This is a genomic window from Ruegeria sp. BF12, from assembly GCF_056538705.1.
In genome coordinates, this window is sequence record NZ_JBQFTP010000004.1 from 246,829 (window position 1) to 271,325 (window position 24,497).

Annotated in this window: 28 protein-coding genes; 15 read left to right on the forward strand and 13 right to left on the reverse strand. The window is 58.1% G+C overall.

From position 1 onward, the window contains the following. Nucleotides 1–37: 37 nt before the first annotated feature. Together ACR0J0_RS09530 and ACR0J0_RS09535 are read right to left on the reverse strand one after the other, a co-directional pair. Nucleotides 38–646: an HdeD family acid-resistance protein gene (locus ACR0J0_RS09530; RefSeq protein ID WP_480663318.1), complete on the reverse strand. Its 609-nt coding sequence runs from the start codon at nt 644–646 to the stop codon at nt 38–40. Between the two features lie 68 nt (nt 647–714). Beyond that, a complete protein-coding gene (locus ACR0J0_RS09535) occupies nt 715–1,410 on the reverse strand; it encodes an NAD-dependent deacylase (protein WP_480663410.1) in 696 nt (231 codons plus the stop codon). Nucleotides 1,411–1,438: 28 nt separating this feature from the next. Here ACR0J0_RS09535 and ACR0J0_RS09540 point away from each other — a divergent pair, with 28 nt between their 5' ends. Continuing rightward, nucleotides 1,439–1,882, forward strand: coding sequence for a low molecular weight protein-tyrosine-phosphatase (locus tag ACR0J0_RS09540; RefSeq protein ID WP_480663320.1), 444 nt, complete (start codon nt 1,439–1,441; stop codon nt 1,880–1,882). Here ACR0J0_RS09540 and ACR0J0_RS09545 read toward each other — a convergent pair. The 3 genes from ACR0J0_RS09545 to ACR0J0_RS09555 form a co-directional block, all read right to left on the reverse strand. Further along, entirely contained in the window at nt 1,879–2,820 is a 942-nt protein-coding gene (locus ACR0J0_RS09545; RefSeq protein ID WP_480663322.1) for a LysR family transcriptional regulator, read from the reverse strand. The genes ACR0J0_RS09540 and ACR0J0_RS09545 overlap by 4 nt on opposite strands. A gap of 66 nt (nt 2,821–2,886) precedes the next feature. Continuing rightward, a complete protein-coding gene (locus ACR0J0_RS09550; RefSeq protein WP_480663323.1) occupies nt 2,887–3,198 on the reverse strand; it encodes a hypothetical protein in 312 nt (103 codons plus the stop codon). 2 nt (nt 3,199–3,200) lie between these two features. Continuing rightward, nucleotides 3,201–4,301: a Hint domain-containing protein gene (locus ACR0J0_RS09555; protein ID WP_480663325.1), complete on the reverse strand. Its 1,101-nt coding sequence runs from the start codon at nt 4,299–4,301 to the stop codon at nt 3,201–3,203. Nucleotides 4,302–4,464: 163 nt separating this feature from the next. Between ACR0J0_RS09555 and lepA the strand changes: the two genes are divergently transcribed. Then, complete coding sequence (gene lepA, locus ACR0J0_RS09560; protein ID WP_480663327.1) at nt 4,465–6,264, forward strand: translation elongation factor 4; 1,800 nt, start codon at nt 4,465–4,467, stop codon at nt 6,262–6,264. Between the two features lie 35 nt (nt 6,265–6,299). Here lepA and ACR0J0_RS09565 read toward each other — a convergent pair whose 3' ends face one another. Continuing rightward, nucleotides 6,300–7,244, reverse strand: a complete 945-nt coding sequence (locus ACR0J0_RS09565) for an aldo/keto reductase (RefSeq protein ID WP_480663329.1) — start codon at nt 7,242–7,244, stop codon at nt 6,300–6,302. A gap of 285 nt (nt 7,245–7,529) precedes the next feature. Between ACR0J0_RS09565 and ACR0J0_RS09570 the strand changes: the two genes are divergently transcribed. Then, entirely contained in the window at nt 7,530–8,015 is a 486-nt protein-coding gene (locus ACR0J0_RS09570) for a hypothetical protein (protein ID WP_480663331.1), read from the forward strand. Between the two features lie 181 nt (nt 8,016–8,196). Next, nucleotides 8,197–8,646: a hypothetical protein gene (locus tag ACR0J0_RS09575; RefSeq protein ID WP_480663333.1), complete on the forward strand. Its 450-nt coding sequence runs from the start codon at nt 8,197–8,199 to the stop codon at nt 8,644–8,646. Nucleotides 8,647–9,881: 1,235 nt separating this feature from the next. Here the strand turns inward: ACR0J0_RS09575 and ACR0J0_RS09580 are convergent. Together ACR0J0_RS09580 and ACR0J0_RS09585 are read right to left on the reverse strand one after the other, a co-directional pair. Continuing rightward, nucleotides 9,882–10,019 carry an entericidin A/B family lipoprotein gene (locus ACR0J0_RS09580; protein WP_239336160.1) on the reverse strand — a complete coding sequence of 46 codons (138 nt, stop codon included), beginning with the start codon at nt 10,017–10,019 and terminating at the stop codon, nt 9,882–9,884. 301 nt (nt 10,020–10,320) lie between these two features. Further along, nucleotides 10,321–10,662 carry an ArsR/SmtB family transcription factor gene (locus tag ACR0J0_RS09585; RefSeq protein ID WP_239336163.1) on the reverse strand — a complete coding sequence of 114 codons (342 nt, stop codon included), beginning with the start codon at nt 10,660–10,662 and terminating at the stop codon, nt 10,321–10,323. Nucleotides 10,663–10,997: 335 nt separating this feature from the next. Here ACR0J0_RS09585 and ACR0J0_RS09590 point away from each other — a divergent pair, with 335 nt between their 5' ends. The 6 genes from ACR0J0_RS09590 (at nt 10,998) to ACR0J0_RS09615 (ending at nt 14,750) form a co-directional block, all read left to right on the forward strand. Further along, a complete protein-coding gene (locus ACR0J0_RS09590) occupies nt 10,998–11,630 on the forward strand; it encodes an ATP-dependent Clp protease proteolytic subunit (protein WP_480428421.1) in 633 nt (210 codons plus the stop codon). Between the two features lie 134 nt (nt 11,631–11,764). Further along, the gene (gene clpX, locus ACR0J0_RS09595; RefSeq protein WP_058282413.1) at nt 11,765–13,030 is read left to right on the forward strand and encodes an ATP-dependent Clp protease ATP-binding subunit ClpX; all 1,266 of its coding nucleotides are present in this window, start codon (nt 11,765–11,767) and stop codon (nt 13,028–13,030) included. Nucleotides 13,031–13,093: 63 nt separating this feature from the next. Next, entirely contained in the window at nt 13,094–13,456 is a 363-nt protein-coding gene (locus tag ACR0J0_RS09600) for a RidA family protein (protein ID WP_480663335.1), read from the forward strand. Between the two features lie 79 nt (nt 13,457–13,535). Then, nucleotides 13,536–13,919, forward strand: coding sequence for an NADH:ubiquinone oxidoreductase subunit NDUFA12 (locus tag ACR0J0_RS09605; protein WP_480663337.1), 384 nt, complete (start codon nt 13,536–13,538; stop codon nt 13,917–13,919). A 13-nt stretch (nt 13,920–13,932) separates the two neighbouring features. Beyond that, nucleotides 13,933–14,385, forward strand: a complete 453-nt coding sequence (mlaD, locus tag ACR0J0_RS09610) for an outer membrane lipid asymmetry maintenance protein MlaD (RefSeq protein WP_480663339.1) — start codon at nt 13,933–13,935, stop codon at nt 14,383–14,385. After that, nucleotides 14,382–14,750 (forward strand): DUF2155 domain-containing protein, encoded by a 369-nt coding sequence (locus tag ACR0J0_RS09615; RefSeq protein ID WP_480663341.1) that lies wholly within the window; start codon nt 14,382–14,384, stop codon nt 14,748–14,750. The genes mlaD and ACR0J0_RS09615 overlap by 4 nt, the downstream gene beginning before the upstream one ends. On the opposite strand, the gene aat is transcribed toward ACR0J0_RS09615, so the two are convergent. The 4 genes from aat to ACR0J0_RS09635 all read right to left on the reverse strand — a co-directional run bounded on the left by aat (nt 14,705) and on the right by ACR0J0_RS09635 (nt 17,937). Next, the gene (gene aat, locus ACR0J0_RS09620; RefSeq protein WP_480663343.1) at nt 14,705–15,337 is read right to left on the reverse strand and encodes a leucyl/phenylalanyl-tRNA--protein transferase; all 633 of its coding nucleotides are present in this window, start codon (nt 15,335–15,337) and stop codon (nt 14,705–14,707) included. The genes ACR0J0_RS09615 and aat overlap by 46 nt on opposite strands. A 48-nt stretch (nt 15,338–15,385) precedes the next feature. Beyond that, nucleotides 15,386–16,735, reverse strand: coding sequence for an acetyl-CoA carboxylase biotin carboxylase subunit (gene accC, locus ACR0J0_RS09625; RefSeq protein ID WP_480663345.1), 1,350 nt, complete (start codon nt 16,733–16,735; stop codon nt 15,386–15,388). 9 nt (nt 16,736–16,744) lie between these two features. Further along, a complete protein-coding gene (gene accB / locus ACR0J0_RS09630; protein ID WP_480663347.1) occupies nt 16,745–17,248 on the reverse strand; it encodes an acetyl-CoA carboxylase biotin carboxyl carrier protein in 504 nt (167 codons plus the stop codon). A 152-nt stretch (nt 17,249–17,400) separates the two neighbouring features. Next, nucleotides 17,401–17,937 (reverse strand): LuxR C-terminal-related transcriptional regulator, encoded by a 537-nt coding sequence (locus ACR0J0_RS09635; protein WP_480663349.1) that lies wholly within the window; start codon nt 17,935–17,937, stop codon nt 17,401–17,403. Nucleotides 17,938–18,141: 204 nt separating this feature from the next. On the opposite strand from ACR0J0_RS09635, the gene ACR0J0_RS09640 reads away from it, so the two are divergent. The 5 genes from ACR0J0_RS09640 to ACR0J0_RS09660 all read left to right on the forward strand — a co-directional run bounded on the left by ACR0J0_RS09640 (nt 18,142) and on the right by ACR0J0_RS09660 (nt 24,046). Further along, nucleotides 18,142–19,437 (forward strand): helix-turn-helix domain-containing protein, encoded by a 1,296-nt coding sequence (locus tag ACR0J0_RS09640; protein ID WP_480663351.1) that lies wholly within the window; start codon nt 18,142–18,144, stop codon nt 19,435–19,437. Between the two features lie 76 nt (nt 19,438–19,513). Next, entirely contained in the window at nt 19,514–19,894 is a 381-nt protein-coding gene (locus ACR0J0_RS09645) for a response regulator transcription factor (protein WP_480663353.1), read from the forward strand. Continuing rightward, complete coding sequence (locus tag ACR0J0_RS09650) at nt 19,891–20,205, forward strand: hypothetical protein (protein ID WP_480663355.1); 315 nt, start codon at nt 19,891–19,893, stop codon at nt 20,203–20,205. Before ACR0J0_RS09645 ends, ACR0J0_RS09650 begins: the two co-directional genes overlap by 4 nt. After that, on the forward strand, nt 20,193–22,871 hold the full coding sequence (locus ACR0J0_RS09655) for an ATP-binding protein (RefSeq protein WP_480663357.1): 2,679 nt from the start codon (nt 20,193–20,195) through the stop codon (nt 22,869–22,871). Before ACR0J0_RS09650 ends, ACR0J0_RS09655 begins: the two co-directional genes overlap by 13 nt. Before the next feature lie 77 nt (nt 22,872–22,948). Further along, nucleotides 22,949–24,046: a FliM/FliN family flagellar motor C-terminal domain-containing protein gene (locus ACR0J0_RS09660; RefSeq protein ID WP_480663359.1), complete on the forward strand. Its 1,098-nt coding sequence runs from the start codon at nt 22,949–22,951 to the stop codon at nt 24,044–24,046. Nucleotides 24,047–24,065: 19 nt separating this feature from the next. Here the strand turns inward: ACR0J0_RS09660 and ACR0J0_RS09665 are convergent, their stop codons facing one another. Then, on the reverse strand, nt 24,066–24,497 hold the full coding sequence (locus tag ACR0J0_RS09665; RefSeq protein ID WP_480663361.1) for a protein tyrosine phosphatase family protein: 432 nt from the start codon (nt 24,495–24,497) through the stop codon (nt 24,066–24,068).

Consider the following 24,497-nt stretch of genomic DNA (forward strand, 5'->3'; position numbering starts at 1 on the left):
GGGTTTTACCCGGCCTGTTGTCCTTGTGGGACTGAGATCAGCGATTGACTACCCGCATGGCCACGCGGTCATGGGCGTGTTTGAAGCGCATTGCCAGCCAGAGCATGACTGCGGAAAAGGCGAGTGCAGAGAAAGCGATTGCCCAACCGAGAGCCACCATGCCACTGCCGGGCCAGAACAAAAGCACAAGGCCGATCACAAGCGCAACGATTCCCGAGTTGCGCACTGTTGGGGCATCAGGGTGGTCCCCCGACATTTGCCGCCACGCCATCAAGGAGCCAATGCCGACGATCAATGCCCAGGCACCCAGCAGGAAAAACGCCAGGCGGGCAACGCCCTCGGGCCAGATCAGCAGAACCAGCCCGATCAATAGGGCGCCGACGCCGAAGCCTCCGATCAGCCCGCGCCGCCCAAAGCCCAGTAAGGTCAGGCCGCCGTCGAGAACCAGAAGAACCCCAACCAGCCGTAGCAACAACGCGATACTACCTGTCGGCCAGAACAGGGCGGCAATCCCCAGCGCACCGGCCAATATCCCGCGCAGAAGGAATGTCCACCAAAGATCGGTCAGCTGATTCCCAAGGGCATCACGACCATCAAGGGTACCATCGTCAAGAATTTCGCCTTGTTGGTTTTGGGGGTCTGTCATCTGGGTCTCCCAGCTTGTTACGCCTTTACTATAAACAGGAAATCCGGCCCGTGTCTGCGGATTTTGCCTTAGCGTTGGCCCAATAACCGGTCGACCCAGCGCGGAACGGTTTCGGTGGCAGGGCCCAGTATGACTTCGTCGAAACTCGACGCGCCGGTTGACGGGTCGAGATTCAGTTCAACTGTTCTGGCGCCGGACATCGCGGCTTCGTGTACGAAGGCCGCCGCAGGATAGACCTGACCTGAAGTGCCGATGGCCGCAAACAGACCAGCCCCGGCCAGATGGTCGTAAATGTTATCCATGTGGTAAGGCATCTCTCCGAACCAGACCACATCCGGTCGCGCCGTTGGGGCCGCGCAGGCGGGGCAGGGTTCCGCCACGGCCATTTCGGGTGGTGCGGTCCAACGATGGCCGCAGGCAGCGCAGAGCGCGCCTGCCAACGTGCCGTGCATGTGGATTACGTCCCTGGCACGACTGCTTTCGTGCAAGCTGTCGACGTTTTGGGTAACGATCACAACCTCGCCGGGCCAGTCACGTTGCAACCGCGCCAGCGCTTCGTGCGCTGCGTTGGGTTGCGCCTTGGCAGCTTGCACCCGGCGGGCGTTATAGAATTCGTGTACCAGCGCCGGATCGCGGGCGAACCCTTCGGGGGTGGCAACGTCTTCGATCCGGTGCTGGGCCCATAGGCCGCCTTCGTCGCGGAACGTGCCCAGCCCGCTTTCGGCGGAAATCCCGGCCCCTGTCAGAATGACGATCTTTTCCATCTCAGCCCTTCGCGTTACACCGTGGTTCATGACCCACCGTATCCTGTTCGTCTGTCTGGGCAATATCTGCCGTTCCCCCGCTGCCGAGGGCGTCTTTCGCGCCCGTGCGCCCAACTACATCACCGACAGTGCCGGAACCTCTGGCTGGCATATCGGTGAACCGCCCTACGGTCCGATGCAAAAGGCGGCGCGGGCGCGTGGGATTGACCTGGGTGATCTTCGGGCGCGGCAATTCGTGGCCGGGGATTTTGACCGGTTCGATCTGATCATTGGTATGGACGCCAACAATATTGCCGATATCGAGGATTTGCGGCCTGCGGGCAACGAAACCCCGGTTCGTCTACTGACGGATTTTGCGCCACAGGCTGGCGCTGACCACGTGCCCGACCCGTATTATACCCGCGATTTCGACGGTGCGCTGGATCTGATCGAGGTGGCGGTCGAGGGCGTTGTCGCGCATTTGCGCGGCTAGTTCATCAGCTTTAACCGGTTGTTCAGCCACGGTAATTGCGCCAGCGCCGGGTCGACGATCTGGCTACCCATCAGGCGACGCATCATACCCGCGACCTCTTGCGGGACCTGATCGGACCAGTCGGAGCGGGTGAACAGGGATATCGTCCGCGAGACGTCTCCGATCGGGGCGGGGTGCGCCTCAAGATCATCGTGGAAACGTGCGGCCCGCATATAACCCAACGGTGTTGTAATCGCCCAGCCGAGACCGCGCGCAGCCATTGCCATCAGCGCCAGGTGCGAGCCAATTTCGAAACGCTCTTCGAACTCCAACTGTTGCCGCGCCAGATGCGCCTCGATCTGGCGGCTGATCAATTGCTCGCGGGCATAGCGCAGGAAGGGCAGTTCCTGCATGGCGTTCTCAACCCCTTTGGGTGTAACCAGAATAAATGGGTCACGCACCAGCGGATACTCGACGACGCCCTCCAGCACTTCGCCGCTGTGGGCCGAGACCACCAGATGCAGGCGCTGAGCTTCTAGCTCGGCGAACAGATCAAGGCTGGGTAGGGTGATCAGTTTGAACTTGGACCGCGTCAGACTTTCTGCCAGCAGTGTCGCCAGGCGTGGGGTCAGGTCATTGTCGAAGTCGTCGATCAGGCCGATGGACAGGGTTGCAAGGTGACCCAGGTCCATCACAGTCAACTCGCTCTGGGCTATCTGCAACTCGGCCAGAATGGCCTCGGTTCGCGCCAGAAAGCTGCGCCCGGCTTGCGTCAGACGCATCGGGCGTCGTCCGTGGTCCACCAGATCGGTGCCCAGCGCATTTTCCAGATTGCGCAACTGTTGAGACACCGATGGCTGGCTGAGCCCCGTGATTTCGGCAGCCTGCGCCACCGAACCCGTCCGCGCCAGAGCCTCGAACACTTCGAGACCACGCAGGGTCAGCCCTTTCATAACCATTTGACATACCTTTCGCTGCGCCTTTTCTGGGGCGCAGCGTTGATCAGGTCAAGGATTGAGATCAGCTTAGCTGCAGATCGCCTGTGCCATTTGGCCGAAGTTCTGATATCGATCCCAAAGCGCATCGTCGCGCGCGGTTTTCGACATCTTGAGTTCTTGCGCCTGATGAGGGTCTTTGAACCACTTGGCGACCGTTTTCTGATCGCTGCGCGTCAGTGCTTGGTTGGCCACTTGCTGAATGCAACTGCACCGCGCCCGGGTTGCTGCCTGTCGTTCAGACGCCAGACATGCACGTTTAATTTGCGCGGCTTCAACTGTCTGCGGTGCAATCGTCGAAATCGACGCGGCACATAGTGCGATAAGGAGGAACTGTTTCATGCTCATGCCTCGTTTTTGCCTGCCCGGAGGGATCTGACGCCCCTCTCAGCTTGCGCGGGAGTATGAAACAAACAGTTCTCAGGATCAATGGCCAAGATGTTTCGCAACAATAGCACGGCCTCTTTGCGCCTCAGAGCGGGCCGAGCGGTTTCCGCCGTACCCGGGAGGTGCCGGGGGAGGTCGGGAAAGAACAACCCGTCTGGGTCCGTGCTTTTGTGCTGGGAGACGGCCAAAAGGCTCTCAGATGCGGCTCCGTTGGCGCGGATGACACTGTGGCGTTCAAGCAGGAAGTGGTGATAACAAGCTGTCTTTTGGTTTGACGGCGTGGCAATCCCGGCATCGACGAGGCTGATCGCGGGGATGAAGACTTCGGGAGTCGTAAAAAGTAGCTCAGCTAGCGGATGCTGGATCAAAATCCTGTGCTGTTGCGAAACCTTCAGCGGCGCGACCGCGGACAAAACACCTGTCGGGATCTCAACCAACCTGAAACGCCCTGCCGAAATGACATCCTGCGAGCCGGCCCATTGCACAGGTAGATAGCCGCTGTCCTGCGTCCAGACCAGATCGCCCGGTTGCAATGCCTCGATCGGAATGGCGCCTTTGTCGGTTTCTATCGAGGTCCCGCTGCTATAACAAATTGGGGTAACGTAATCGTCGACGGCAAAGCTGGGACCTTCCTGAGTGCCGACAACCGTTAGTGTAACGCCTGCCGGAGGAAACTCGCCCGGGCCACCGATAAAGGCGATTCCTTCGACGGTGGCATAGGATGGCGATGAATTGTTCACATTGAATGCAATCGCCTGCCACGTGTTCGTGCCATCTGTCAGGGTGATGCCATATTCGGCCTCCACCCGCGCGCCGTCTGAATAGGGGATGCCATCAATCGTCTGATCGCCGTCCAGCTGCTGATTTCCATCGTTATCGGAAAAGGTGGTGTCGTTGCCGCCATCCCGGATAAAGACTTCGGTGATATTGCGCGTGTCAATCTCGATGGTCTGTCCGATCAGGTGAACACCCGTACCCTGATTGATGCCATCCAGCCCTTGCGGAACTGAGATCGACAGCTGGCTTTCCCCCAGCACAAAGATGGAATAATTGGCCAAGGTTTACTCTGCTTTCTTGTTGGTGCGTCGGCCATTCAGCGCCATGATCCTACGCATTCGCTGATTTTAGGTAAATGCGACAGGGCAGAAAGACACCATCGCGGCCTTTTCTGCAACGCTTCACCGCTTGACGAGGCTTCATTCTGCGGACATATCCCGTTCCATGACAGACCTCGCTCATATCCGCAATTTCTCCATTGTCGCGCATATCGACCATGGCAAATCCACCCTTGCTGACCGGCTCATCCAAGAGACCGGAACGGTTAAGGATCGCGACATGAAGGAACAGTTGCTCGACAGCATGGATATCGAGCGTGAACGCGGCATCACCATCAAGGCCAACACGGTTCGCATCGACTATACCGCCGATAACGGCGAGAAATATGTGCTGAACCTGATCGACACCCCGGGCCACGTGGACTTCGCCTATGAGGTCAGCCGCTCCATGCGTGCGGTCGAAGGCTCGCTGCTGGTTGTGGACTCGACCCAGGGGGTCGAGGCGCAAACGCTGGCCAACGTGTATCAGGCCATCGACGCCGATCATGAGATCGTGCCGGTGCTGAACAAGATCGACCTGCCCGCGTCCGATTGTGACCGCGTGGCCGAACAGATCGAGGATGTGATCGGCATCGACGCGACCGACGCCATTCAGGTCAGCGCCAAAACAGGGCAGGGCATCCACGAAACGCTGGAAGCCATCGTAAAACTACTTCCCGCACCAAAGGGTACTCTGGACGCGCCGCTCAAGGCGATGCTGGTGGACTCGTGGTACGACGCCTATCTCGGTGTCATCGTTCTGGTTCGTATCATGGACGGCACGCTGAAAAAGGGCATGCGGGTCAAGTTCATGTCGAACGGCACCCTGCACCATGTCGACCGCGTCGGCGTATTCCGCCCTGAGATGCAGATGGTTGAGAGCCTCGGTCCCGGTGAGATCGGCTTCCTGACTGCCTCGATCAAACAGGTCCGCGACACCCGCGTCGGTGATACCATCACCAATGACCGCAACGGTACCGAGGTCGCTCTGCCGGGCTTCAAACCCGCGCAGCCTGTGGTGTTCTGCGGCCTTTTCCCTGTCGACAGCGCCGAATTCGAAGACCTGCGCGACGCGATCGAGAAACTGGCGCTGAACGACGCCTCATTCTCCTACGAAATGGAAACCTCGGCCGCGCTGGGCTTTGGCTTCCGCTGCGGCTTCCTTGGCCTGTTGCACCTCGAGGTCATCCGCGACCGTATCGAACGCGAATACGATATCGAGCTCATCACCACCGCGCCGTCGGTGATCTATCACGTCTACATGAAAGACGGCGAGATGATCGAGCTGCACAACCCGGCCGACATGCCCGATCCGTCCAAGGTTGATCACATCGAAGAGCCGCGCATCAAGGCGACCATTCTGGTGCCCGACGAATACCTTGGCGATGTGCTGAAACTCTGCCAGGACCGTCGCGGCATCCAGCTGGACCTGACCTATGCGGGCAGCCGCGCCATGGTCGTCTATGACCTGCCGCTGAACGAGGTCGTGTTTGACTTCTACGACCGCCTGAAATCGGTGACCAAGGGCTATGCCAGCTTCGACTACCAGATGACCGGCTATACTGAGGATAATCTGGTCAAGATGTCGGTGCTGGTGAATGACGAGCCCGTCGATGCGCTGTCCACCATGGTTCACCGCGACCGGGCCGAGATGCGGGGCCGGGCGATGTGCGAAAAGCTCAAGGACCTGATCCCGCGCCACATGTTCAAAATCCCGATCCAGGCCGCCATCGGCGGCAAGGTCATCGCGCGCGAGACCCTCTCGGCCCTGCGCAAGGACGTGACCGCGAAATGTTACGGAGGCGACGCCACGCGGAAACGCAAACTGCTGGACAAGCAGAAGGCGGGTAAGAAAAAGATGCGCCAGTTCGGGAAGGTGGATATCCCGCAGGAGGCGTTTATTTCAGCGTTGAAGATGGACAGCTAAGGCTGTCCGTTCTCTCCTTTCTTTGTTGACGCATACTAGGTTGCCTCTGGGTCAGCCTCCGATTGCCCGAGGTCGGCAAGCGCATTCCAGACCACCTCTGGAATATCCCAATTCGCCCATTCTATTGTCTGCCGAACGTGTTGTGGCCAAGTGACTCCACACACCGTTGAGGTAATGTTCTCGTCCCTAAGTGAAAACTGCAGCGCCAGCGCGCCCATCGGGACGTCGTGGCGAGCACAGATTTTCTCAATCTCACGCACCGGGGCAAGCGTTTCGTCTGTTGCCGGCCGGTAGACGTAGAAGTGATGCAGCGCACTGCCCTTTGCCAGAACGCCCCCTGCGTAGGGCGCGGCATTTAGAACCGAGACCCCTTTTGATTTGGCCAGTTGAATCAATGGTGCTGCGTTGACGTTCACAAGTGTATGCCGGTTATGCGTCATCACAACGTCGAAGTCTCGGTCGCGGAGCATAGGCATGAGAACATCCAGCTTTCCGCCTGCCAGTCCGACGGCGGTTGCCAAACCTTCCTCTTTCATCCGGAACAACTCGTCTAGCGCGCCTCCGTCGCGTGTAATCTCGTACACGTCGCCAGCATATTCCGGATCATGTAGGTGGAGGATGTCCACGCGGTCTACGCCAAGCGCTTTAAAACTTTGCTCAAGGGATCGCCGGGCCTGAGAGGCATCGAAAACGCTGGTTTCCATGTTGCGGTCGATTTTCGTAGAAAGTACTCGACCTTCGGGCCAACCGCCCAGCTCGCGAATGACATCCCCAATACGTTCTTCGCTACGCCCAAGTGCATAGCCGCGGGCGGTATCAATAAAGCCGCCAGGCTGAGCCAGGATTGTCCGCAAGGTCTCGCGCGCGCGTTCTTCATCAACCTCGTACCCGTAGATTTGCGGGATGCTGCCAATACCCGTCGAGCCAAAACCGATATGCGGAACTCGAATTCCCGGTTTGCCAATTTCCTGACTGTCCATGATAACCCCCCCCTCTTTTAACATTGGAATTTTTGAATATTAAGCGGGGTGAACCATGGACGCAAATCCGCGGGAGATTCTTCCAATGGATAATCCAATAAGGCTGAGATTGGCGTTTGTTTGGCATTTGTAAGCTTGCCAATGCTCTTGTGGGGTGAGGTCAGGGGCGCAGTTTAGACGCTCACATCGCGATGTGTTATTGTGACCACGGGGAGCCGCGTTCAAGCGGATTCAATGATTGTTCAAACGCTTGCAACGCCCGAACCTCAGAAAAGAGAGGGTATTATGCACAAGTTCTTTCAAGCGACCGCCGTCACAGCCTTAGCCATCGGTCTGTTTGCTGCCTCGGCCCAGTCGGAAACGTATGACGCAGCGGGCAAGGGTATGGGGGTGAATTCGAACAAGGTCATCGAAATTTCGGACGGCCACGCCGTGGTGAACACGCAGACCGCATATGACAGTTTCGAAGTTGCCGCCGGTCATCCACTGGAAGGGGCAAGCGGGGCATGTTTCGGTGCGCTTTTGATCAATGGGGCCGGGATCTCGGGCACCGGCAACTGCGTGTTCGACACCGCAGCGGGGGAGAAGGCAGTTATGACCTGGACGGCCACGGGATTTGGTTCAGACGGTGCCCTGACCGGCGACTGGACCGTGTCCGGAGGCTCGGGTGGATGGGCCAGCGCAACGGGGGGCGGAACCTTTTCCTCGCTGACCGATCCCGATACCATGAAATTCGTAAACACGATCAGTGGAAACATCACTGTCGAATAATTGTGTTTAACAGCGATGTGTTAGGGCAGGGGCGCGCGGTTTTGCGTGCCCCTGAACGCGTCGAGTGTCTGATCGTTGAGTTAACTCATTGTGAAGTTTCCCTTAGGTAAGTTGTATCCTGTGCGCTCCCTCCCAATCTGATCAGCAGGCCAGCAACGGCCATGAACTCGGAGGAGAGCCCATGACCAGATTTTTGACTGCCGGAGCAGCCGCTCTGGCCACGACCCTCACCCTTGGAACGGCCGCATTGGCCGACAATACCCCGGACCTGCGCGGCACGTGGTTAGGGTCTTACACGACCGTATCGCCCAGCCTTGGACAACGGGGTGACGAACCTCGATTCAATCAGGCGGAATGGATGCTGGATGTCCAGATTCAGGAAGACAATGTCTTCTGGGGGCCCAGCAAGTGGCGCCGGGATGGCGACACCGATTGGAATGAAAACGAGGCCACAGGAACCATTAGCCTGGATGGGTCGGGTTCGATTGGCATCGTTGAGACTTCACCGCTGGTGATTGGCGCGAATGCGTTGATCGATGCGCGGTACGAAGACGGCAAAATCTATGCCGATTTCCGTAGCCTGCGGAACGGAACGACTTACAGCACCGTTCTGGAACGACAGGTGAACTGAAGTGTTTCCGGCCCGACCGGCTGTAGGGGGTACTGGCTGCACTGTGTGGCGGCGCTTAAATGGTAATCCCGGTCGGGTCGGAACGCTTCTCAAAAAAACGGAACCAGCGTCTCCACAGGGAGGAGACGGGTCGGACGGCAACGTGACTGCTTGCGATGGGATCCAGACTGCTTTGTGTCGGAATGCGGCGTTCCTCGGTGCGATGCGTCTGGATCTCGCGATCCTTCAGCTCACTTCGATTGTAGTGTGTTACCGTCCGGCCGCGGTCTTCGCATCCTGCGAATGCTGTTAATTCGGCTTTGTTAGCCGCCTGACACCAAGTATCAAATCCAAAATCTGGTGACGTTGTCCAAGGGTGCGCGTTTTTCCACATCGGCGGGTCGAAGGAAAGGCGTCACAAGTCGACGAATCTGTGCTTGTGCGATTCGACAGATTGGGCCTTTGGCAGTGTTCAAATCCAGCACACCGCACCGAATGGGCGGCGTGGCGGTCTTCGCAGGTGCAGAAAGAGCCGAAAAGTGGGCGATCGCCTCGCGTTTGGTCTTTTCCATCTACAAGACTGCGCGGTGTTTCGATTTCCGGAGTTATCCACAAATCTCTCCCGCCGGATATCAACATTTTATCCCCGTCTAATTTTTATGCTGCAGTGCTATTTTCTTGCCGGACTATGACCCGGATGTAACAGTTTGATTACCGCAACGGTTCTTAGGAACTTGGGTGGTACGCAAAGGCCAAGGGGGTCAGCGCAGTAAAGGTAGATCTTAGGATTTTCGTTTATGTGCAAAGGCTTACCGGTGGATGGTCAGCTGATTTGGGTGTCTGACCCCGATCAGGTGAACAGACTCTCAGAAGGTCAATGCGTGTTGTGAGGCACTTTAGGGTGTCGCTCAGCGGTCGTGGCCCGCATCAGGGCCAGGGCAACTGGATCGAGCGTCCCTCGGGCGCATCGACCCGGCAAGGCGTCAGGAGTGTCCGAGAGGATACGTGCAAAGACCGCGTCTGCGCACCTGACGCCTTTTCCTTTTTCTTCGGGCTTTTGGGCTCAATCAGGTTACCACTCTGCCCCCTCGTAAGACGGGAACGGGGTTCTTGTGCGTGCACAAGAACCCCGTGGTTGTGTCAGAAATGCATTACCGCGTCTATGCACCTGTACCAACAACTATACTGAATTTAGGCACAGTCATCAACCATATCTTGTGTATGATTGCGGCAACTCCGCAACATAATGAAAGGCTTTAGATGTTCTGCTGGACGTCTGTTGCAGCTTCCTGAATGGCGTCACCTGCATTTTCGATGTCTTTGCCTGCACCCTTCGCAGTCTCGCATGCGGCGAGAGAAAACAGGGCGAGTCCAACCAGAATTGCGCGGATCATCAATACCTCCATGTGTTTTTTCTGAAACTTGCGTAGCAGTTTTCTTATGCAGGAACCAGTATTTTGCCGCGCCTTTATTCTGGTTGGAATACGTCCGGACCGTGGCGGCGTCCGAGCCCCCCAGGCTCGAATGAACGAGAGGGTACGTCGGCTATTCGGTGGGGGGCCTCAAATGGGGGCTGAGCAGCAGGTCGCCCGCACGCAACGAAATGGTGCCGCACGAGGTAACACGATGCTGCGGAGCCGCAGACGATATGCACAGGCAAACCCGCGCGATCAGGAAGTACCCAAAAAGGCGGTGTCAGCTTTTTTCGTCGTTGCAGAACAACTCGTACACCACTTCCAGCATGCGACGTGGTCTGTCGTCCGCCAGTCGGTAATAAATCGCTTTGCCTTCGCGCCGGGGAATCACCAGCCCTTCCAGACGAAGGCGGGACAGTTGTTGTGAGACCGCTGCCTGACGGGCGGACAGCAGGTCTTCCAGTTCAGTCACAGATTTCTCGCCGGACACCAAATGGCAAAGGATCATCAGTCGGCCTTCGTGACTGATAGCTTTGAGGAAATTCGATGCGCGGGTCGCGTTTCCGGCCATCCGGTCGAAATCGTCAGATGTCATATTCTGTGATACCTGAGGCAAAGCCATTGGTGTATTCCTTTCGGGCCCTGTGTCGGGCGCGTGTTTTCTTTTCGAGTGGTCCGCAAAGGCGGTTCGCATTGCTACACGTTCTGGGCATGAATTTCCATATGCACGGATCAAAATGATGTGATGGGAAATGAGGAAGTTAGATTCTATCGCCTCAATCCGAGGTTTTGTTCTGTGCAGCTGCATGGCCTACTTAGGCACTTCGACCTCATTGGCCTGCGCGGGTTGAGCGCGATCTATCCTGCCCCCCTTGCAGCCCCCCCGTGGCGACACTAAGACTCGGGTAACGTTTCTTCGGGTAGTGTCCCGATCCACAGCAAAACAGGCAGGTTCTCATGTTCGATCCCGTTGATACCTATATGAATACGCTCGTTCCCATGGTCGTCGAACAGACCAGCCGGGGTGAGCGGGCATACGACATTTTCTCGCGCCTTCTGAAAGAGCGGATCATTTTCATCAACGGTCCGATCCACGATGGGATGAGCCATCTGGTCGTGGCGCAGTTGCTGCACCTGGAAGCGGAGAATCCGAGCAAAGAAATCTCGATCTACATCAACTCGCCTGGCGGCGTCGTGACCAGCGGTTTGTCGATTTACGATACAATGCAGTATATCAAGCCGAAATGTTCGACATTGGTAATCGGTCAAGCAGCCTCGATGGGATCGGTTCTGCTGGCTGGTGGTGAGAAGGGAATGCGCTTTTCGCTGCCCAACAGCCGGATCATGGTCCATCAGCCCAGCGGCGGATATCAGGGTCAGGCCAGCGACATTATGATTCACGCGGCCGAAACGCAGAAACTCAAGGATCGCCTGTATGACATTTACGTGCGTCATACCGGCCAGACGAAAAAGGCGGTTGAAAAAGCGCTGGATCGTGACAATTTCATGAGCCCGGAAGAAGCGAAAGAATGGGGTCATATCGACGAAATCGTCGAAAATCGCGCCAAAATGGATGGCGACGAGGCCTGAGAATAAGTCCCCACGTCTTGGGCGTGGGGAACATTTTTGAGATTGTAGCCGCCCCGGTGGTGGCCTAAGCTGCAATCACATGCGGCAATCGCGGCCCGACAGGGGCCGCAGGGATGAAGCCCGAAAGGTAGAACATGGCGACGAATTCAGGCGGTGACGGCAAAAACACGCTCTACTGCAGCTTCTGCGGCAAGAGCCAGCATGAGGTGCGCAAGCTGATCGCCGGCCCGACCGTTTTCATCTGCGATGAATGTGTCGAACTGTGTATGGACATCATCCGTGAAGAGACGAAGGCCAGCGGCTTGAAGTCCAGTGACGGTGTGCCTACGCCCAAAGATATTTGCGAAGTGCTGGATGACTACGTCATCGGTCAGGCCACCGCCAAGCGGGTCCTGTCGGTCGCGGTGCACAACCACTACAAGCGTCTGAACCACGCACAGAAGGCGGGCAGCGATATTGAACTGGCGAAGTCCAACATCCTGCTGATCGGTCCGACCGGTTGCGGCAAGACGCTGCTGGCGCAGACGCTGGCGCGGATTCTGGATGTGCCGTTCACCATGGCGGATGCGACCACACTGACCGAGGCCGGTTATGTGGGCGAGGATGTCGAGAACATCATCCTGAAACTTTTGCAGGCCAGCGAATACAATGTGGAACGCGCGCAGCGCGGCATCGTTTATATCGACGAGGTCGACAAGATCACGCGTAAGTCCGAGAACCCGTCGATCACACGTGACGTATCGGGCGAGGGTGTGCAGCAGGCGTTGTTGAAACTGATGGAAGGCACTGTCGCCAGCGTTCCGCCTCAGGGTGGTCGCAAGCACCCGCAGCAGGAATTCCTGCAGGTCGACACCACCAACATCCTGTTCATCTGTGGCGGAGCTTTTGCGGGTCTGGATAAGATCATCGCTCAGCGTGGAAAGGGCTCGGCCATGGGCTTTGGTGCCGATGTGCGTGACAATGATGAGCGTGGCGTGGGTGAGATCTTTAAGGACCTGGAACCCGAAGACTTGCTGAAATTCGGTCTGATCCCGGAATTCGTTGGCCGTTTGCCTGTCCTGGCGACGCTGGAGGATCTGGATGAGGATGCTTTGGTCACCATCCTGACCAAGCCCAAGAATGCTTTGGTCAAGCAGTACCAGCGCCTGTTCGAACTGGAAGACGCTGAGCTGGCCTTTACCGACGATGCGCTGAAATCGATTGCCAAGAAGGCTATCGAACGGAAAACCGGCGCGCGGGGTCTGCGTTCGATCCTCGAAGATATCCTGCTGGACACGATGTTCGAACTGCCGGGAATGAAAAACGTGACCGAGGTTGTGGTGAACGAAGAGGCAGTGTCGTCGGACAAGCAACCTCTGATCATTTACGCCGATGCGGCGGAATCAGCTTCGGCCGGTTAAAGCCAAACGGAAATCAAAAATACGGCGCGGCACTGACCGCGCCGTTTTCTTATGGGGGATAGCATGACGATCAAACGCATTTCGTCCGGCGGTGAATTTGAAGCTAAGATTGGTTATTGCCGCGCCGTTGTCGCCGGGGGCTGGGTCCACGTCGCCGGTACGGTTGGTCAGGGTGATGATGTCACCGAACAATGCCGATCAGCATTAAGCACAATCGAAAAGGCCTTGGCCGAAGCAGGTGCCAGCTTTGCCGATGTGGTGCGTGTAACCTATATGCTGCCGGATCGGTTCGAGTTTGAACCCTGCTGGCCGATCCTGCGTGAAACCTTCGGGGCCAACCCGCCGGTAACAACAATGATCGAATGCGGGTTGATCGACCCGAAATACCGGATCGAAATCGAAGTTACCGCCTTTCTGCCAGAATAAGGGGTGCGGTCCTTGTGACACTGGACCTTGGCGTGCCTTTGGTCCATATCTGCGTGTACAGAAATGCCGGAGGCAACCGATGGGAATCCTGAACAGTCTTTTGCGGGCCGTGACCTGGTGGAACGGAGCCACCCTGAACACGCAGATTTATACTGCCCGTAAGGGCATTAAGGTCGGCGAGGACGACGAAGGCAACGTGTTCTATCGCAATGCCGACGACAGCAAGCGCTGGGTGATTTTCAACGGCGAGGCCGAGGCAAGCCGGATTGACCCGGACTGGCACGGCTGGCTTCACCGCACCTGGGATGAGCCGCCGACGGACAAACCGCTAAAACATAAATCCTGGGAAAAAAAACATCAGGAAAACCTGACAGGCACCGCGCTGGCCTATGCGCCTGCGGGATCTCTGCGCCGCCCGGACCCGGTCGAGCGTACAGACTATGAAGCCTGGAGCCCGGAATAACACGAGGCGCGCAATGTCGACCTACAATGCAACCGAAGTTCTGGTCGGCGGGGCCGTTCTGGCTTGTGCGATCGCCTTCGGCGTCTATGCCAGTCAGTCTACCGGCCTTTCGCAAAGCAGCAATGGCTATGAACTGGGTGCCTCATTCCGATCCTTGGAAGGGGTGGGAGTGGGCACCGATGTGCGCCTTGCAGGCGTCAAGATTGGCACCGTAACGGGCGTTACCCTGAACCCCGAAACCTATCGCGCCGACACTACATTCACGATCTCAGATGGAATTCTGGTGCCTGATGACAGCGCGATTGTGATCTCATCCGAAGGGCTGCTGGGCGGCAACTTTGTCGAGGTTATGCCGGGCGGTTCGCCGTTCTATTTCGAAGCGGGTGATCAGGTCGAAGACACGCAGGGCGCGGTCAGTCTGATTTCCCTGCTGGTGAAATTCGTGGCCGGAGACGGAAGCGAATGAAGCGGCTTGCCATGATCGCAGCACTGCTGACCGCCACGGCGGCTACGGCCCAGCAAAAGGCCACGTCCGGTCCCGGCGCAATGCTGCGCGGGCTGGACAAGGTCAGCGGACAGACGGTCGACGTTGAAATGCAAAACGGCCAGACCCAAGCTATTTTTGGTTTGGATGTTGCATTGGGCGATTGCCGTTACCCAGCGGATAACCCGACCGGGGACGCCTTTGCGTACCTGACTATTTGGGAAGAAGGTAAGACGGATCAACTGTTTGACGGCTGGATGATTGCGACTTCACCGGCCCTTAACGCGCTGGACCATGCGCGTTACGACGTCTGGGTGATCCGTTGTATTACGCCTTCGGGCGACTGATTCACGTCTGCCGTAAAGTCTGCGCTGGCATCAAGTGCCTCTTCAAGTTCCTGCCGGTATTGCGTTCGGGGTATTTCGATTGCCCCCAACGAAGCAAGATGAGCGGTCAGAAATTGGGTGTCGAACAACCGAAACCCGGTTTGACGCAGGCGGTCCACCAGATAGGCCAATGCGATTTTTGAGGCATCCGTTCGGCGTGAAAACATGCTTTCTCCAAAAAACGCCCCACCCAACGCGACGCCGTAAACACCACCGACCAGGGCCTCTCCGTCCCAAATTTCCAATGAATGGGCGCGGCCAGTTTGGTGGAGTTGCTGGTACAATCCACGTAGCTCGGCGTTGATCCAGGTGTCGGCGCGATCAGCGCAGCCCTCGACCACCCCGGAAAAGTCGTGATTTATGGTAATGGCAAAGCCGCAATTTCGGATACGCCGCGCAAGGCTGCGCGAGATGTGGAAGCCATAAAGGGGAAAGACGCCGCGAAACTTGGGATCGACCCAGAACAGTTCAGGATCGTCGCGGTGCTCGGCCATCGGGAAGATGCCGATCGAATAGCCGTGCAGCAATAGTTCTGGGGTCAGGCTCATGCGGGGCACCATGGGACCAGAATGCCAACGCCCTCTGGTCCCAAAGATTTATTGGGCCATATTCGCCGCAAGCCAGTGTTCCAGCCAGTGGATGTTATAATCACCGCTGTGAATATCGGGCTCTTGTAGCAGCGCGTGGAACAGGGGCACGGTGGTATCGATGCCGTCCACGATCAGCTCTCCCAACGCACGATTCAAGCGGGCCAAAGCCTCATCCCGGTCGCGACCTTGAACGATCAGTTTGGCAATCAGCGAGTCGTAGTAGGGCGGAATCGAGTATCCGTCGTACAGTGCCGAATCCATCCGCACGCCCAGACCGCCGGGCGCGTGATATGCTGAAATCTTGCCCGGGCAGGGTGAGAAATTCGGCAGCTTTTCAGCATTGATCCGGACCTCGATGGCGTGGCCATTGATTACCAGATCGTCCTGACCGAACGACATCGGCTCGCCAGCGGCGACGCGAATTTGCTCGCGCACCAGATCGACGCCGAAAATACCTTCGGTCACCGGATGCTCTACCTGCAGGCGGGTGTTCATTTCGATGAAATAGAACTCGCCATTTTCGTACAGGAACTCGATCGTGCCCGCGCCGATATAGTTGATCTTGGCCACGGCGTCGGCGCAGATCTTACCGATCCTGGCGCGTTCCTCGGGGGTGATGCAGGGGCCGGGTGCCTCTTCGAATACCTTCTGGTGGCGGCGCTGCAGCGAGCAATCGCGCTCACCCAGATGAACCGCCTTGCCTTTGCCGTCGCCGAAGACCTGGATCTCAATGTGGCGCGGCGTGGTCAGGTACTTTTCGATATACACCTCGTCATTGCCAAAGGCGGCCTTGCCTTCGGCGCGCGCGGTCATGAAGGCGCTTTCCATCTCATCAGCGTTTTTCGCGACTTTCATACCGCGACCGCCGCCACCGGCAGTGGCTTTGATGATGACGGGATAGCCGAATTCCTCACCGATTTTCTTGGCCGTGGCCAGATCGGGGACACCGCCATCAGAACCCGGAACGCAAGGTACGCCCAGTTGTTTCATCGTATCTTTGGCGGTGATCTTGTCGCCCATAACACGGATGTGTTCAGCGGTGGGGCCGATGAAGGTGATGCCGTGATCTTCGACGATCTGCACGAATTCGGCATTCTCGGAAAGGAAGCCATAGCCGGGGTGGATCGCCTGCGCGCCGGTAATTTCACAGGCCGAAATGATCGCGGGCACGGACAGATAGCTTTGCGGGCTGGGCGGAGGGCCAATACAGACCGATTCGTCCGCCATACGCACATGCATCGCGTCGCTGTCGGCGGTGGAGTGCACGGCGACCGTCGCAATCCCCATCTCGCGCGCGGCGCGGATGACGCGCAGGGCGATCTCGCCTCGGTTGGCAATCAGGATCTTGTCGAACATGGGCCCGCCTTACTCAACGATGACCAGAGGGGTGCCGAATTCCACAGCGTCGCCGTCACCCACCAAAATGCGCTTGATGGTACCCGACTTGGGCGCGTGGATGTGGTTCATGGTTTTCATCGCCTCGACGATCAGCAGTGTGTCGCCTTCGGACACAGATGCCCCGACGCTGATGAACGCAGGCGCGCCCGGTTCGGGCTGCATGTAGACGGTGCCAACCATGGGCGAAGTAACGGCGCCGGGATGGCTGGCCGGGTCTTCCTGCGCGGCTGGAGCCTCGGCAGGGGCAGCGGCTGCGGCGACAGGGGCGGCCGCGAGTGCCGGTGCTGCGGCCGGAACGGCCACCTGAACCGGAGCGGGCGCAACCTGCGACATGCGGCTTACGCGCACGTTCAAGCTGTCTTCCTCGCCATATTCACGCTTGACCTGCAGTTCGGTCAGGTCGTTCTCGCGCAGCAATTCGGCCAGAGCCTTGATGAATGCCACATCCGCTTCGTGTTTGGTGTCTGTCATGAGTGTCCTCGACGGTTCCCCTTTGGCCCGTCTATTTCATGCGGGCTTTTGGTCTGATTACGCAGCGTTATAAGCCATGCGCCTTGTCATGAAAAGCGCGTCTCGGCTTGTCAGATAGGGGTTTTACCCAAGTTTTTGAGAGGGAAAGGCGTTTAGAGCGGCATTCCCGAGAGTTTTGCCACCAGTTCCGGTAGTTTACGTGCGCCAAACTTCTCCAGCAAGCGGGCGCGGTAGGCTTCGATTGTGCGATAGCTCAGCCCCAGTTCCACTCCGATTTCCTTAGCGGACATGCCCCGGCAGGACATTATGGCGACTTCGCGTTCACGAGCCGTCAGCTCGACGAGGGGGCGTTCCTCCGAGATGTCAGAAAAGCTCCAGATTCCATGGCGGAACGGGTCATCCGGGGTCAGGGATCGCCCGCGTGCCCGGCACCAGAACAGATCGCCGTTGCGTCTGCGCATAACACGCTCGTCGGTATAATACCCGGTGTCGCGCATCACTTGCAGGCTGCGGGCACCAATGCGTTCCCAATCTGCGACCGACGGGTAGAGGTGCAGCAGAGGCATATTGCGATACTCTGCTTCTTCGCCGCCAAAGGTGCGTGCGAATTGCAGATTGCAACGTCGGATGATGCGGTTTTCCAACTCGACCAATCCGATGGGGGCATATTCAAAAGCTGGATCGCTCATCTGGGTATCGTGCCGGGATTTCGGGGAAAATAGAAGGGGGCTGGTGCAATTTTGGTCGTGCGGCAGTCAATTGGGTGTTCGCGATGTCAGGTGAACTTGAGGGCACATTTGTGAAGCCTGTAAACAGACTATGAAAACTGGCTGTTAAGCGTTAGAAATCTATAGGGAGTTCTGAAAAGGTGGGGGTAACATGGGCGCGAGATCATGCGCGATACGCTGACGGGCAGCCGTATTCGTGAGCGACGCCAGATCGCGGGTCTGCGTCAGGCCGCGCTTGCGCGGCAGGTTGGAATTTCAGCGTCTTATCTGAACCTCATCGAACACAACCGCCGACGGATCGGGGGTAAGCTGCTGGTCGATATCGCCAATGCCTTAGCTGTTGAGCCTTCGCTGCTGACGCAGGGGATCGAGGCGACGCTGATCTCGGCATTGCGCGAAGCCGCAGCAGATGCCGTAGGGCAGAAGGCCGAGGTTGACGGGCTCGAGGAATTCGCAGGGCGGTTCCCGGGTTGGGCAGGTGTGCTTGCTCAGATGCACCGGCGAGTCGTGTCGCTGGAGCGCACTGTCGAAACTTTGTCGGACCGTTTGACCCACGACCCGCACCTGGCCGCGTCCATGCATGAGGTCCTGTCAACCGCTGCCGCGATTCGTTCAACGGCGGCGATTTTGGCCGAGACGCAGGAGATCGAGCCCGTATGGCAGGACCGTTTCCACCGCAACTTGCATCAGGATGCAGAGCGGCTGGCGGACAGCTCCAAGTCATTGGTGGCGTATCTGGACGATTCCGAATCTGCCGAAGACCGTCGCGGGGTGCCTAGCGAGGACGTTGAGGCGTTCTTCGATGCCAACGGCCACCATTTCCCTCGGATCGAGGAAGGTGGAACAAGCTCGGATATCGATCTGAGCAAACTGGAATCAACTGCAGCAAGAACTGTGACCAAGAGTTTTCTGGATGTCTACGCGGCCGATGCACGGGCGATGCCCTTGGCCGAAGTTCAGACTGCTCTGACCGAGGCTGAGCCAGACCCGTTACGGTTGGCAGCTCGGTTTTCGGTTGATGTTGCTACGGTGCTTCGGCGGTTGGCCGCGCTGCCCGAAGGATATCTGGGACGGCCAACAGGGCTGGTGGTTTGTGACGCGTCCGGAAGTATTCTGTTCAGCAAGCCCGTTCCGGGGTTCGCCATGCCCAGATTTGGCGAAGCATGCCCGCTGTGGCCGTTGTTTCAGGCGCTCAGCAGGCCATTGGTTCCGATCCGCAAACGTGTCGTGCAGCTGGGGCGAACCGCAGCCGAATTTGATTGCTACGCCTATGCCTGGCCTCAGGCGGTGTCCGCGTATGACGATGCGCCGGTTTACCAATCGGTCATGCTGGTTCGGGCGGTGGAAGAAGGGGGACAGGACGCGCAATTCGCCACAAGGGTTGGCCCAAGCTGTCGGGTCTGCCCCAATGGCGACTGCAAGTCGCGCCGAGAGCCGTCGATTCTGAGCGAAGGTTTTTGACAGTTTCCTGACAGAGCGCGTAAGCTGACGCCGACGGGTTCACGAACAGAACACGTCACGGGGAGGGATGGAACATATGAGCCGTAAGGTTCTGTTAATTGAGGACGAGCCCAACATCGCCGAAGCTATTCGTTTTTTGCTGACGCGCGAAGGTTGGCTGGTGGAAACGCATGCCGAAGGTTCGGATGCGATTCAGGTCATTCAGGGTGCGAACCCTGATCTGGTTATTCTGGATGTTATGCTGCCGGGGAAAAGCGGCATGGAGATTTTGCGTGATCTGCGCGAGATAGAAGACCTGCAGGGTTTGCCGGTTCTGATGCTGACGGCCCGAGGGCAATCGCGTGATCGGGAAATGGCTGAAAATGCTGGGGTCAGCCGCTTTATGACCAAACCCTTTTCCAATGCCGAAGTGCTGACGGCTGTGCGTGACCTGCATGCGCAGGCGACGCGGTCATGAGCCTGGGCGAAGATCGACAGCCCAAAGGGGCACGGCCTTCGCTTTTTCTTGAGCGTCACAGCTATCGCCGTCGCAGGTTGACGGATGCCGCGCGGCTGTTGCCAATTCTTGGGGCGGCTTTGATCGCGCTGCCGTTGCTATGGCCCAGTCAGAGTTCGACTGGTGACGGCGTGCCTTTGTCTTCGGCCATTCTGTACATTTTTTCCAGTTGGGCTTTGCTGATTGTGATCAGCCTGATCTTTGGCTTTGCCGCCAGACGCATGGCAGCAAATGACGATTCCGAGCCGGAGTCGGATCGATGGCCACGCTGAATGTTCTGATTCTCGTTTGCCTTGGCTATGTCGTACTGTTGTTCGGCGTGGCCTTTGCAGCCGACCGGATGGCGGCAGCTGGCAGGGGGGCTTGGCTGCGGTCTCCGTTGATCTACACACTATCGCTATCAATCTATTGCACCGCTTGGACGTTTTACGGCGCGGTCGGCAATGCGGCGCGGTCAGGGTTGGAGTTTGTCACGATTTACCTCGGGCCTACGCTGGTCATGCTCAGCTGGTGGTGGGGTCTGCGCAAGCTGGTGCGGGTCGGGCGCAGCCAGCGCGTGACCTCCATCGCTGACCTGATCTCATCGCGTTACGGCAAGTCCAATACGCTGGCGATCTGTGTGACGATTTTAGCTGTGTTGGGCGGGACGCCCTACATCGCACTGCAGTTGCAATCCATAACCCTGTCTTTTTCCATTTTTGCCGAGGCTGATCCATCCGGTTTGTACCGTGAAGGATCCAGCGTGTTCTGGGTGGCCGCCGGGCTCGCGGTGTTCGCGATTCTTTTTGGGACCCGAAATCTGGACGCGAACGAACGCCACCACGGGGTGGTAACGGCAATCGCACTGGAATCGGTCGTAAAACTCTTCGCTCTGCTCGCAGTCGGGATATTCGTCGTATGGGGTATCGCGGGTGGCGTCGGCCCGATGATGGATCGTATCGATGCGTCCGAGATCGGACAGTGGAACGTGGATGGCGGGCGCTGGACAACATTCATCTTTCTGTCTGCCGCTGCTTTCATCTGTTTGCCGCGCATGTTTCAGGTGATGGTAGTTGAGAACGCTGATGAAGGGCATCTGAGAACTGCGGCCTGGGCTTTTCCACTTTACCTGCTGCTGATGAGCCTGTTCGTCATTCCCATTGCCGTTGTAGGGCTGGATTTGATGCCGGAGGGGTCGAACCCGGACCTGTTTGTTCTGACCGTGCCCTTGTCACAGGGTAATGACTGGCTGGCGATGTTCTCATTTATCGGGGGGTTCTCTTCGGCAACCTCCATGGTCATCGTGACGGCGATGGCGCTGTCGACCATGGTGTCGAACCATCTGGTCATGCCAATCTGGCTGAGCACACAGGAAGGTTCCGGCTCGGTGTCCGGGGATGTGCGCAACGTCGTGCTGGTTGCGCGACGTGTATCCATCGCGGTCATCATGGCACTGGGCTTCTTCTATTACCGTTTGTCCGGCGGCGGCGCCGCTCTGGCATCAATCGGGCTGGTGGCCTTTGCGGGGATTGCCCAGATTCTGCCGGCGCTGGTGGGTGGCCTTTTCTGGCGCGGGGCTACGCGAACCGGCGCGCTGGTTGGGCTGACAGTTGGGTTCCTTCTGTGGATCTACACGCTGCTGCTGCCGGGGATGGGCGGCGCCCTAATGCCCGAAACGGTCCTGCAAAATGGGCCATTCGGTTGGAGTTGGTTGCGCCCTCAGGCCCTATTTGGGATCGACGGCATGGACCCGATGGTCCACACGGTCATGTGGTCGCTGACCCTGAACACATTTGCATTCTGCGCCGCTTCCCTGCTGAGCTTTCCCAGCCCGCTGGAACGACTGCAAGGCGCGCAATTCGTCAACGTTTACGACCACTCGGTCGCGCCGCGGGGCTGGACGGGGTCCGTGGCGCAAAGCGAAGACCTCATGATCATGACCCAGCGAATTCTGGGCGCGGGTCCGGCACAGGAATTTTTTCAGGCTGAGGCCAAGGCGCAGGGCGGCAGGGCAAGCCTGCCCGAGCCAACGCCGGGTTTTCTGGAACGTCTGGAGCGCGAGCTCAGCGGTTCGGTCGGGGCTGCGACGGCTCATGCGATGATCGGGCAGATCGTCGGCGGTTCATCGGTCTCGGTCGAGGATCTTTTGGCCGTGGCGGACGAGTCAGCGCAACTGTTGGAGTACTCCAGCCAGCTTGAAGTCAAATCCGCTGAACTTAGCCGCACCGCGAGGCAACTGCGCGAGGCCAACACCAAACTCACACAAATTTCCGAGCAAAAAGACAGCTTCCTCAGCCAGGTCAGCCATGAATTGCGTACGCCCATGACGTCGATCCGCGCGTTTTCTGAAATCATGCGCGACACCGATGGGCTGAGCACCGAGGAACAGACACGCTATGCTGCGATCATCCATGATGAGGCGTTGCGGCTGACGCGATTGCTGGACGATCTTCTGGACCTGAGTGTGCTGGAAAGCGGGCGGGTCAGCCTGAATGTGGGCGGGGATACGCTGTACTCGGTTCTGGATCGGGCAGTGTCCAGCGCGCTGGCCGGATCGCGACCGGCGTTAAAGGTTCAGCGGTCAAGATCGTCAGAGCGGATCCCACTGCACACCGACCTTGATCGGCTGGGGCAGGTTTTCATCAACCTGATTTCGAACGCACAGAAATACTGCGATGCGGATGACCCGGTCTTGACCATTTCAGCCCATGACGTTGGTGGGCAGGTCGTTATCGACTTTGCTGACAATGGTAGTGGCATCCCGCCCGAAGCGCAGTCGATGGTGTTCGAGAAATTTGCCCGCGTTGGCGTGGACAAGGCAGGCGGCGCCGGGTTGGGACTGGCGATCTGCCGAGAGATCATGCAGCGTCTGGGCGGCGAGATCAGTTACCTGCCCGGTCAGGGTGGCGCGGCGTTCCGCGTCCGCCTGCCATTGGCTTACCAGCAGGCCGCGCAATAAGGCGGCCATAAAGGCATTGGTAACCTGCGCCGGGTTAGACCGGAAAACAGATTCAGAAACTCACAGCGGTAACCGGAATGACGCAGTCTGTCAGCACAGCTTTGGCACGCAAACTTTCGGCGGGGCGGGAAGAGCAGGGTGAAAAACCGCGTTCCGTTCTGCGTGCGCTGCGACTGGCGTTTGCACGAACAGCCGGTGACCGTTTTCAGTTGCCGCTTTCGGTTATTGGCGCAAAGCAATCCAGCAGAGCACCGGGAGACCTTACCGAAACGGCGGGTGAAGACTGGCTGCTGCTTCAGTTTTGCAGCGGCGAGGGGATGTCCGCGGCCGTTTGCATGGACATGGGGGCCGCATCTGCAATCGTTCAGGTGCAAACAATCGGGGAGGTCATGTCTACCCCTCCAGTCGCGCGGGAGTACACGGATACCGATGCCGCTATGGTGGCCCCACTGGTGGAGGAAGCTCTTGTTCGGGCTGTTGGTCTGGTCGAAGCGGCGGCCGATCAGTCCAGCCTTTCGGGTTATGAATTCCGTTCGCGGCCTCCCGATCTGCGTAGCCTGACGCTGGCCATGGTCGAGGACGCATATCGCGTTTTTGAGCTAACGGTGGAACTGGGCGGGGGGCTTCGACAGGGTCAGATCTCGGTCATTCTTCCCGAACAGGCGGCAGATCAGGGCGCCGATGACACCAGGCCGGAGGAGGCGGGGCCGAATCTCGAACAGGTGTCCGGTGTTGTTCGAGCCCAGTTGAATACGGTAATCAGCCGGATGTCGCTACCATTGGCAACCCTTTCCGGGCTTGTGGTGGGCGACGTTCTGCCGCTGATCGGATCAAGGCTGGACCGGGCGGAGGTCCTGACAATTGATCGGACCCGCGTTGCTGAGGGACGATTGGGCCAATGTGGAGGGATGCGCGCAGTAAGATTAAACGAAAATGCCGCACGGTCGCTTGAGCATTCGGATTTGCCTCAGTTCCTCGAAGCAAGATCAAATGTAACACAGCGAGAAGTTTTGGACGAACCGGTTCCGGACAACGTCACCCAGGGCGTTGTGCCGATAGGCTCAGCGGCGATAAACGACATAGAGCACGGGTTGGGCTTTGAAAATCCGGATCAAATGGTCGCCGAAATTTCGCAATTGGCGGGTTTGACGGGGTTGGATGACGAGCTTGGTTAAACCTGATGAGCAGAAACCTTCAGCGTTCCATGTTCCGCAAGTGATCCAACGCTGGACGCAGGTTTTCCAAGGCGTATCCGGCTTTGGTTGTAGCCTCCAGAATGTCATCTGTACTCATACGGTCGCATTGGCCCAGCGCCCACACCACCGAACAGCGCGTGCCCGACGCGCAATAGGCCAGAACTGGCCCCGAGCAGCTTTCCGAGAGCTCTCGCTGCAAGGCCACGTTGCTGGGCGTCATGGTCTGATGCGTCAATTCCAGAACTTCGTATTCCATACCCGCTGCCCGCACGGCCTGACCGATCGCGTCCGACTGCATATCGTGGGGAACTTCGGCATTGGGGCGGTTGCAGATGACCTTAACGAAACCTGCTGCGGCGATGGCTGGGACGTCCTCGACCGTGATCTGGGGCGAGACGGCGTAGCGGGGGGTAATTGGTCGAATCTCCAT

Coding starts and splice junctions, on each gene's coding strand:
- lepA (WP_480663327.1), top strand. CDS start 4,465: ATGACAGACCTCGCTCATATCCGCAATTTCTCCATTGTCGCGCATATC.
- ACR0J0_RS09645 (WP_480663353.1), top strand. CDS start 19,514: ATGAGCCGTAAGGTTCTGTTAATTGAGGACGAGCCCAACATCGCCGAA.
- ACR0J0_RS09615 (WP_480663341.1), top strand. CDS start 14,382: ATGAAGCGGCTTGCCATGATCGCAGCACTGCTGACCGCCACGGCGGCT.
- ACR0J0_RS09600 (WP_480663335.1), top strand. CDS start 13,094: ATGACGATCAAACGCATTTCGTCCGGCGGTGAATTTGAAGCTAAGATT.
- ACR0J0_RS09580 (WP_239336160.1), bottom strand. CDS start 10,019: ATGATCCGCGCAATTCTGGTTGGACTCGCCCTGTTTTCTCTCGCCGCA.
- mlaD (WP_480663339.1), top strand. CDS start 13,933: ATGTCGACCTACAATGCAACCGAAGTTCTGGTCGGCGGGGCCGTTCTG.
- accC (WP_480663345.1), bottom strand. CDS start 16,735: ATGTTCGACAAGATCCTGATTGCCAACCGAGGCGAGATCGCCCTGCGC.
- accB (WP_480663347.1), bottom strand. CDS start 17,248: ATGACAGACACCAAACACGAAGCGGATGTGGCATTCATCAAGGCTCTG.
- ACR0J0_RS09530 (WP_480663318.1), bottom strand. CDS start 646: ATGACAGACCCCCAAAACCAACAAGGCGAAATTCTTGACGATGGTACC.
- ACR0J0_RS09565 (WP_480663329.1), bottom strand. CDS start 7,244: ATGGACAGTCAGGAAATTGGCAAACCGGGAATTCGAGTTCCGCATATC.
- aat (WP_480663343.1), bottom strand. CDS start 15,337: ATGAGCCTGACCCCAGAACTATTGCTGCACGGCTATTCGATCGGCATC.
- ACR0J0_RS09540 (WP_480663320.1), top strand. CDS start 1,439: ATGACCCACCGTATCCTGTTCGTCTGTCTGGGCAATATCTGCCGTTCC.
- ACR0J0_RS09650 (WP_480663355.1), top strand. CDS start 19,891: ATGAGCCTGGGCGAAGATCGACAGCCCAAAGGGGCACGGCCTTCGCTT.
- ACR0J0_RS09635 (WP_480663349.1), bottom strand. CDS start 17,937: ATGAGCGATCCAGCTTTTGAATATGCCCCCATCGGATTGGTCGAGTTG.
- ACR0J0_RS09550 (WP_480663323.1), bottom strand. CDS start 3,198: ATGAAACAGTTCCTCCTTATCGCACTATGTGCCGCGTCGATTTCGACG.
- ACR0J0_RS09585 (WP_239336163.1), bottom strand. CDS start 10,662: ATGGCTTTGCCTCAGGTATCACAGAATATGACATCTGACGATTTCGAC.
- ACR0J0_RS09545 (WP_480663322.1), bottom strand. CDS start 2,820: ATGGTTATGAAAGGGCTGACCCTGCGTGGTCTCGAAGTGTTCGAGGCT.
- ACR0J0_RS09590 (WP_480428421.1), top strand. CDS start 10,998: ATGTTCGATCCCGTTGATACCTATATGAATACGCTCGTTCCCATGGTC.
- ACR0J0_RS09655 (WP_480663357.1), top strand. CDS start 20,193: ATGGCCACGCTGAATGTTCTGATTCTCGTTTGCCTTGGCTATGTCGTA.
- clpX (WP_058282413.1), top strand. CDS start 11,765: ATGGCGACGAATTCAGGCGGTGACGGCAAAAACACGCTCTACTGCAGC.
- ACR0J0_RS09575 (WP_480663333.1), top strand. CDS start 8,197: ATGACCAGATTTTTGACTGCCGGAGCAGCCGCTCTGGCCACGACCCTC.
- ACR0J0_RS09535 (WP_480663410.1), bottom strand. CDS start 1,410: ATGGAAAAGATCGTCATTCTGACAGGGGCCGGGATTTCCGCCGAAAGC.
- ACR0J0_RS09665 (WP_480663361.1), bottom strand. CDS start 24,497: ATGGAGATTCGACCAATTACCCCCCGCTACGCCGTCTCGCCCCAGATC.
- ACR0J0_RS09640 (WP_480663351.1), top strand. CDS start 18,142: ATGCGCGATACGCTGACGGGCAGCCGTATTCGTGAGCGACGCCAGATC.
- ACR0J0_RS09660 (WP_480663359.1), top strand. CDS start 22,949: ATGACGCAGTCTGTCAGCACAGCTTTGGCACGCAAACTTTCGGCGGGG.
- ACR0J0_RS09570 (WP_480663331.1), top strand. CDS start 7,530: ATGCACAAGTTCTTTCAAGCGACCGCCGTCACAGCCTTAGCCATCGGT.
- ACR0J0_RS09605 (WP_480663337.1), top strand. CDS start 13,536: ATGGGAATCCTGAACAGTCTTTTGCGGGCCGTGACCTGGTGGAACGGA.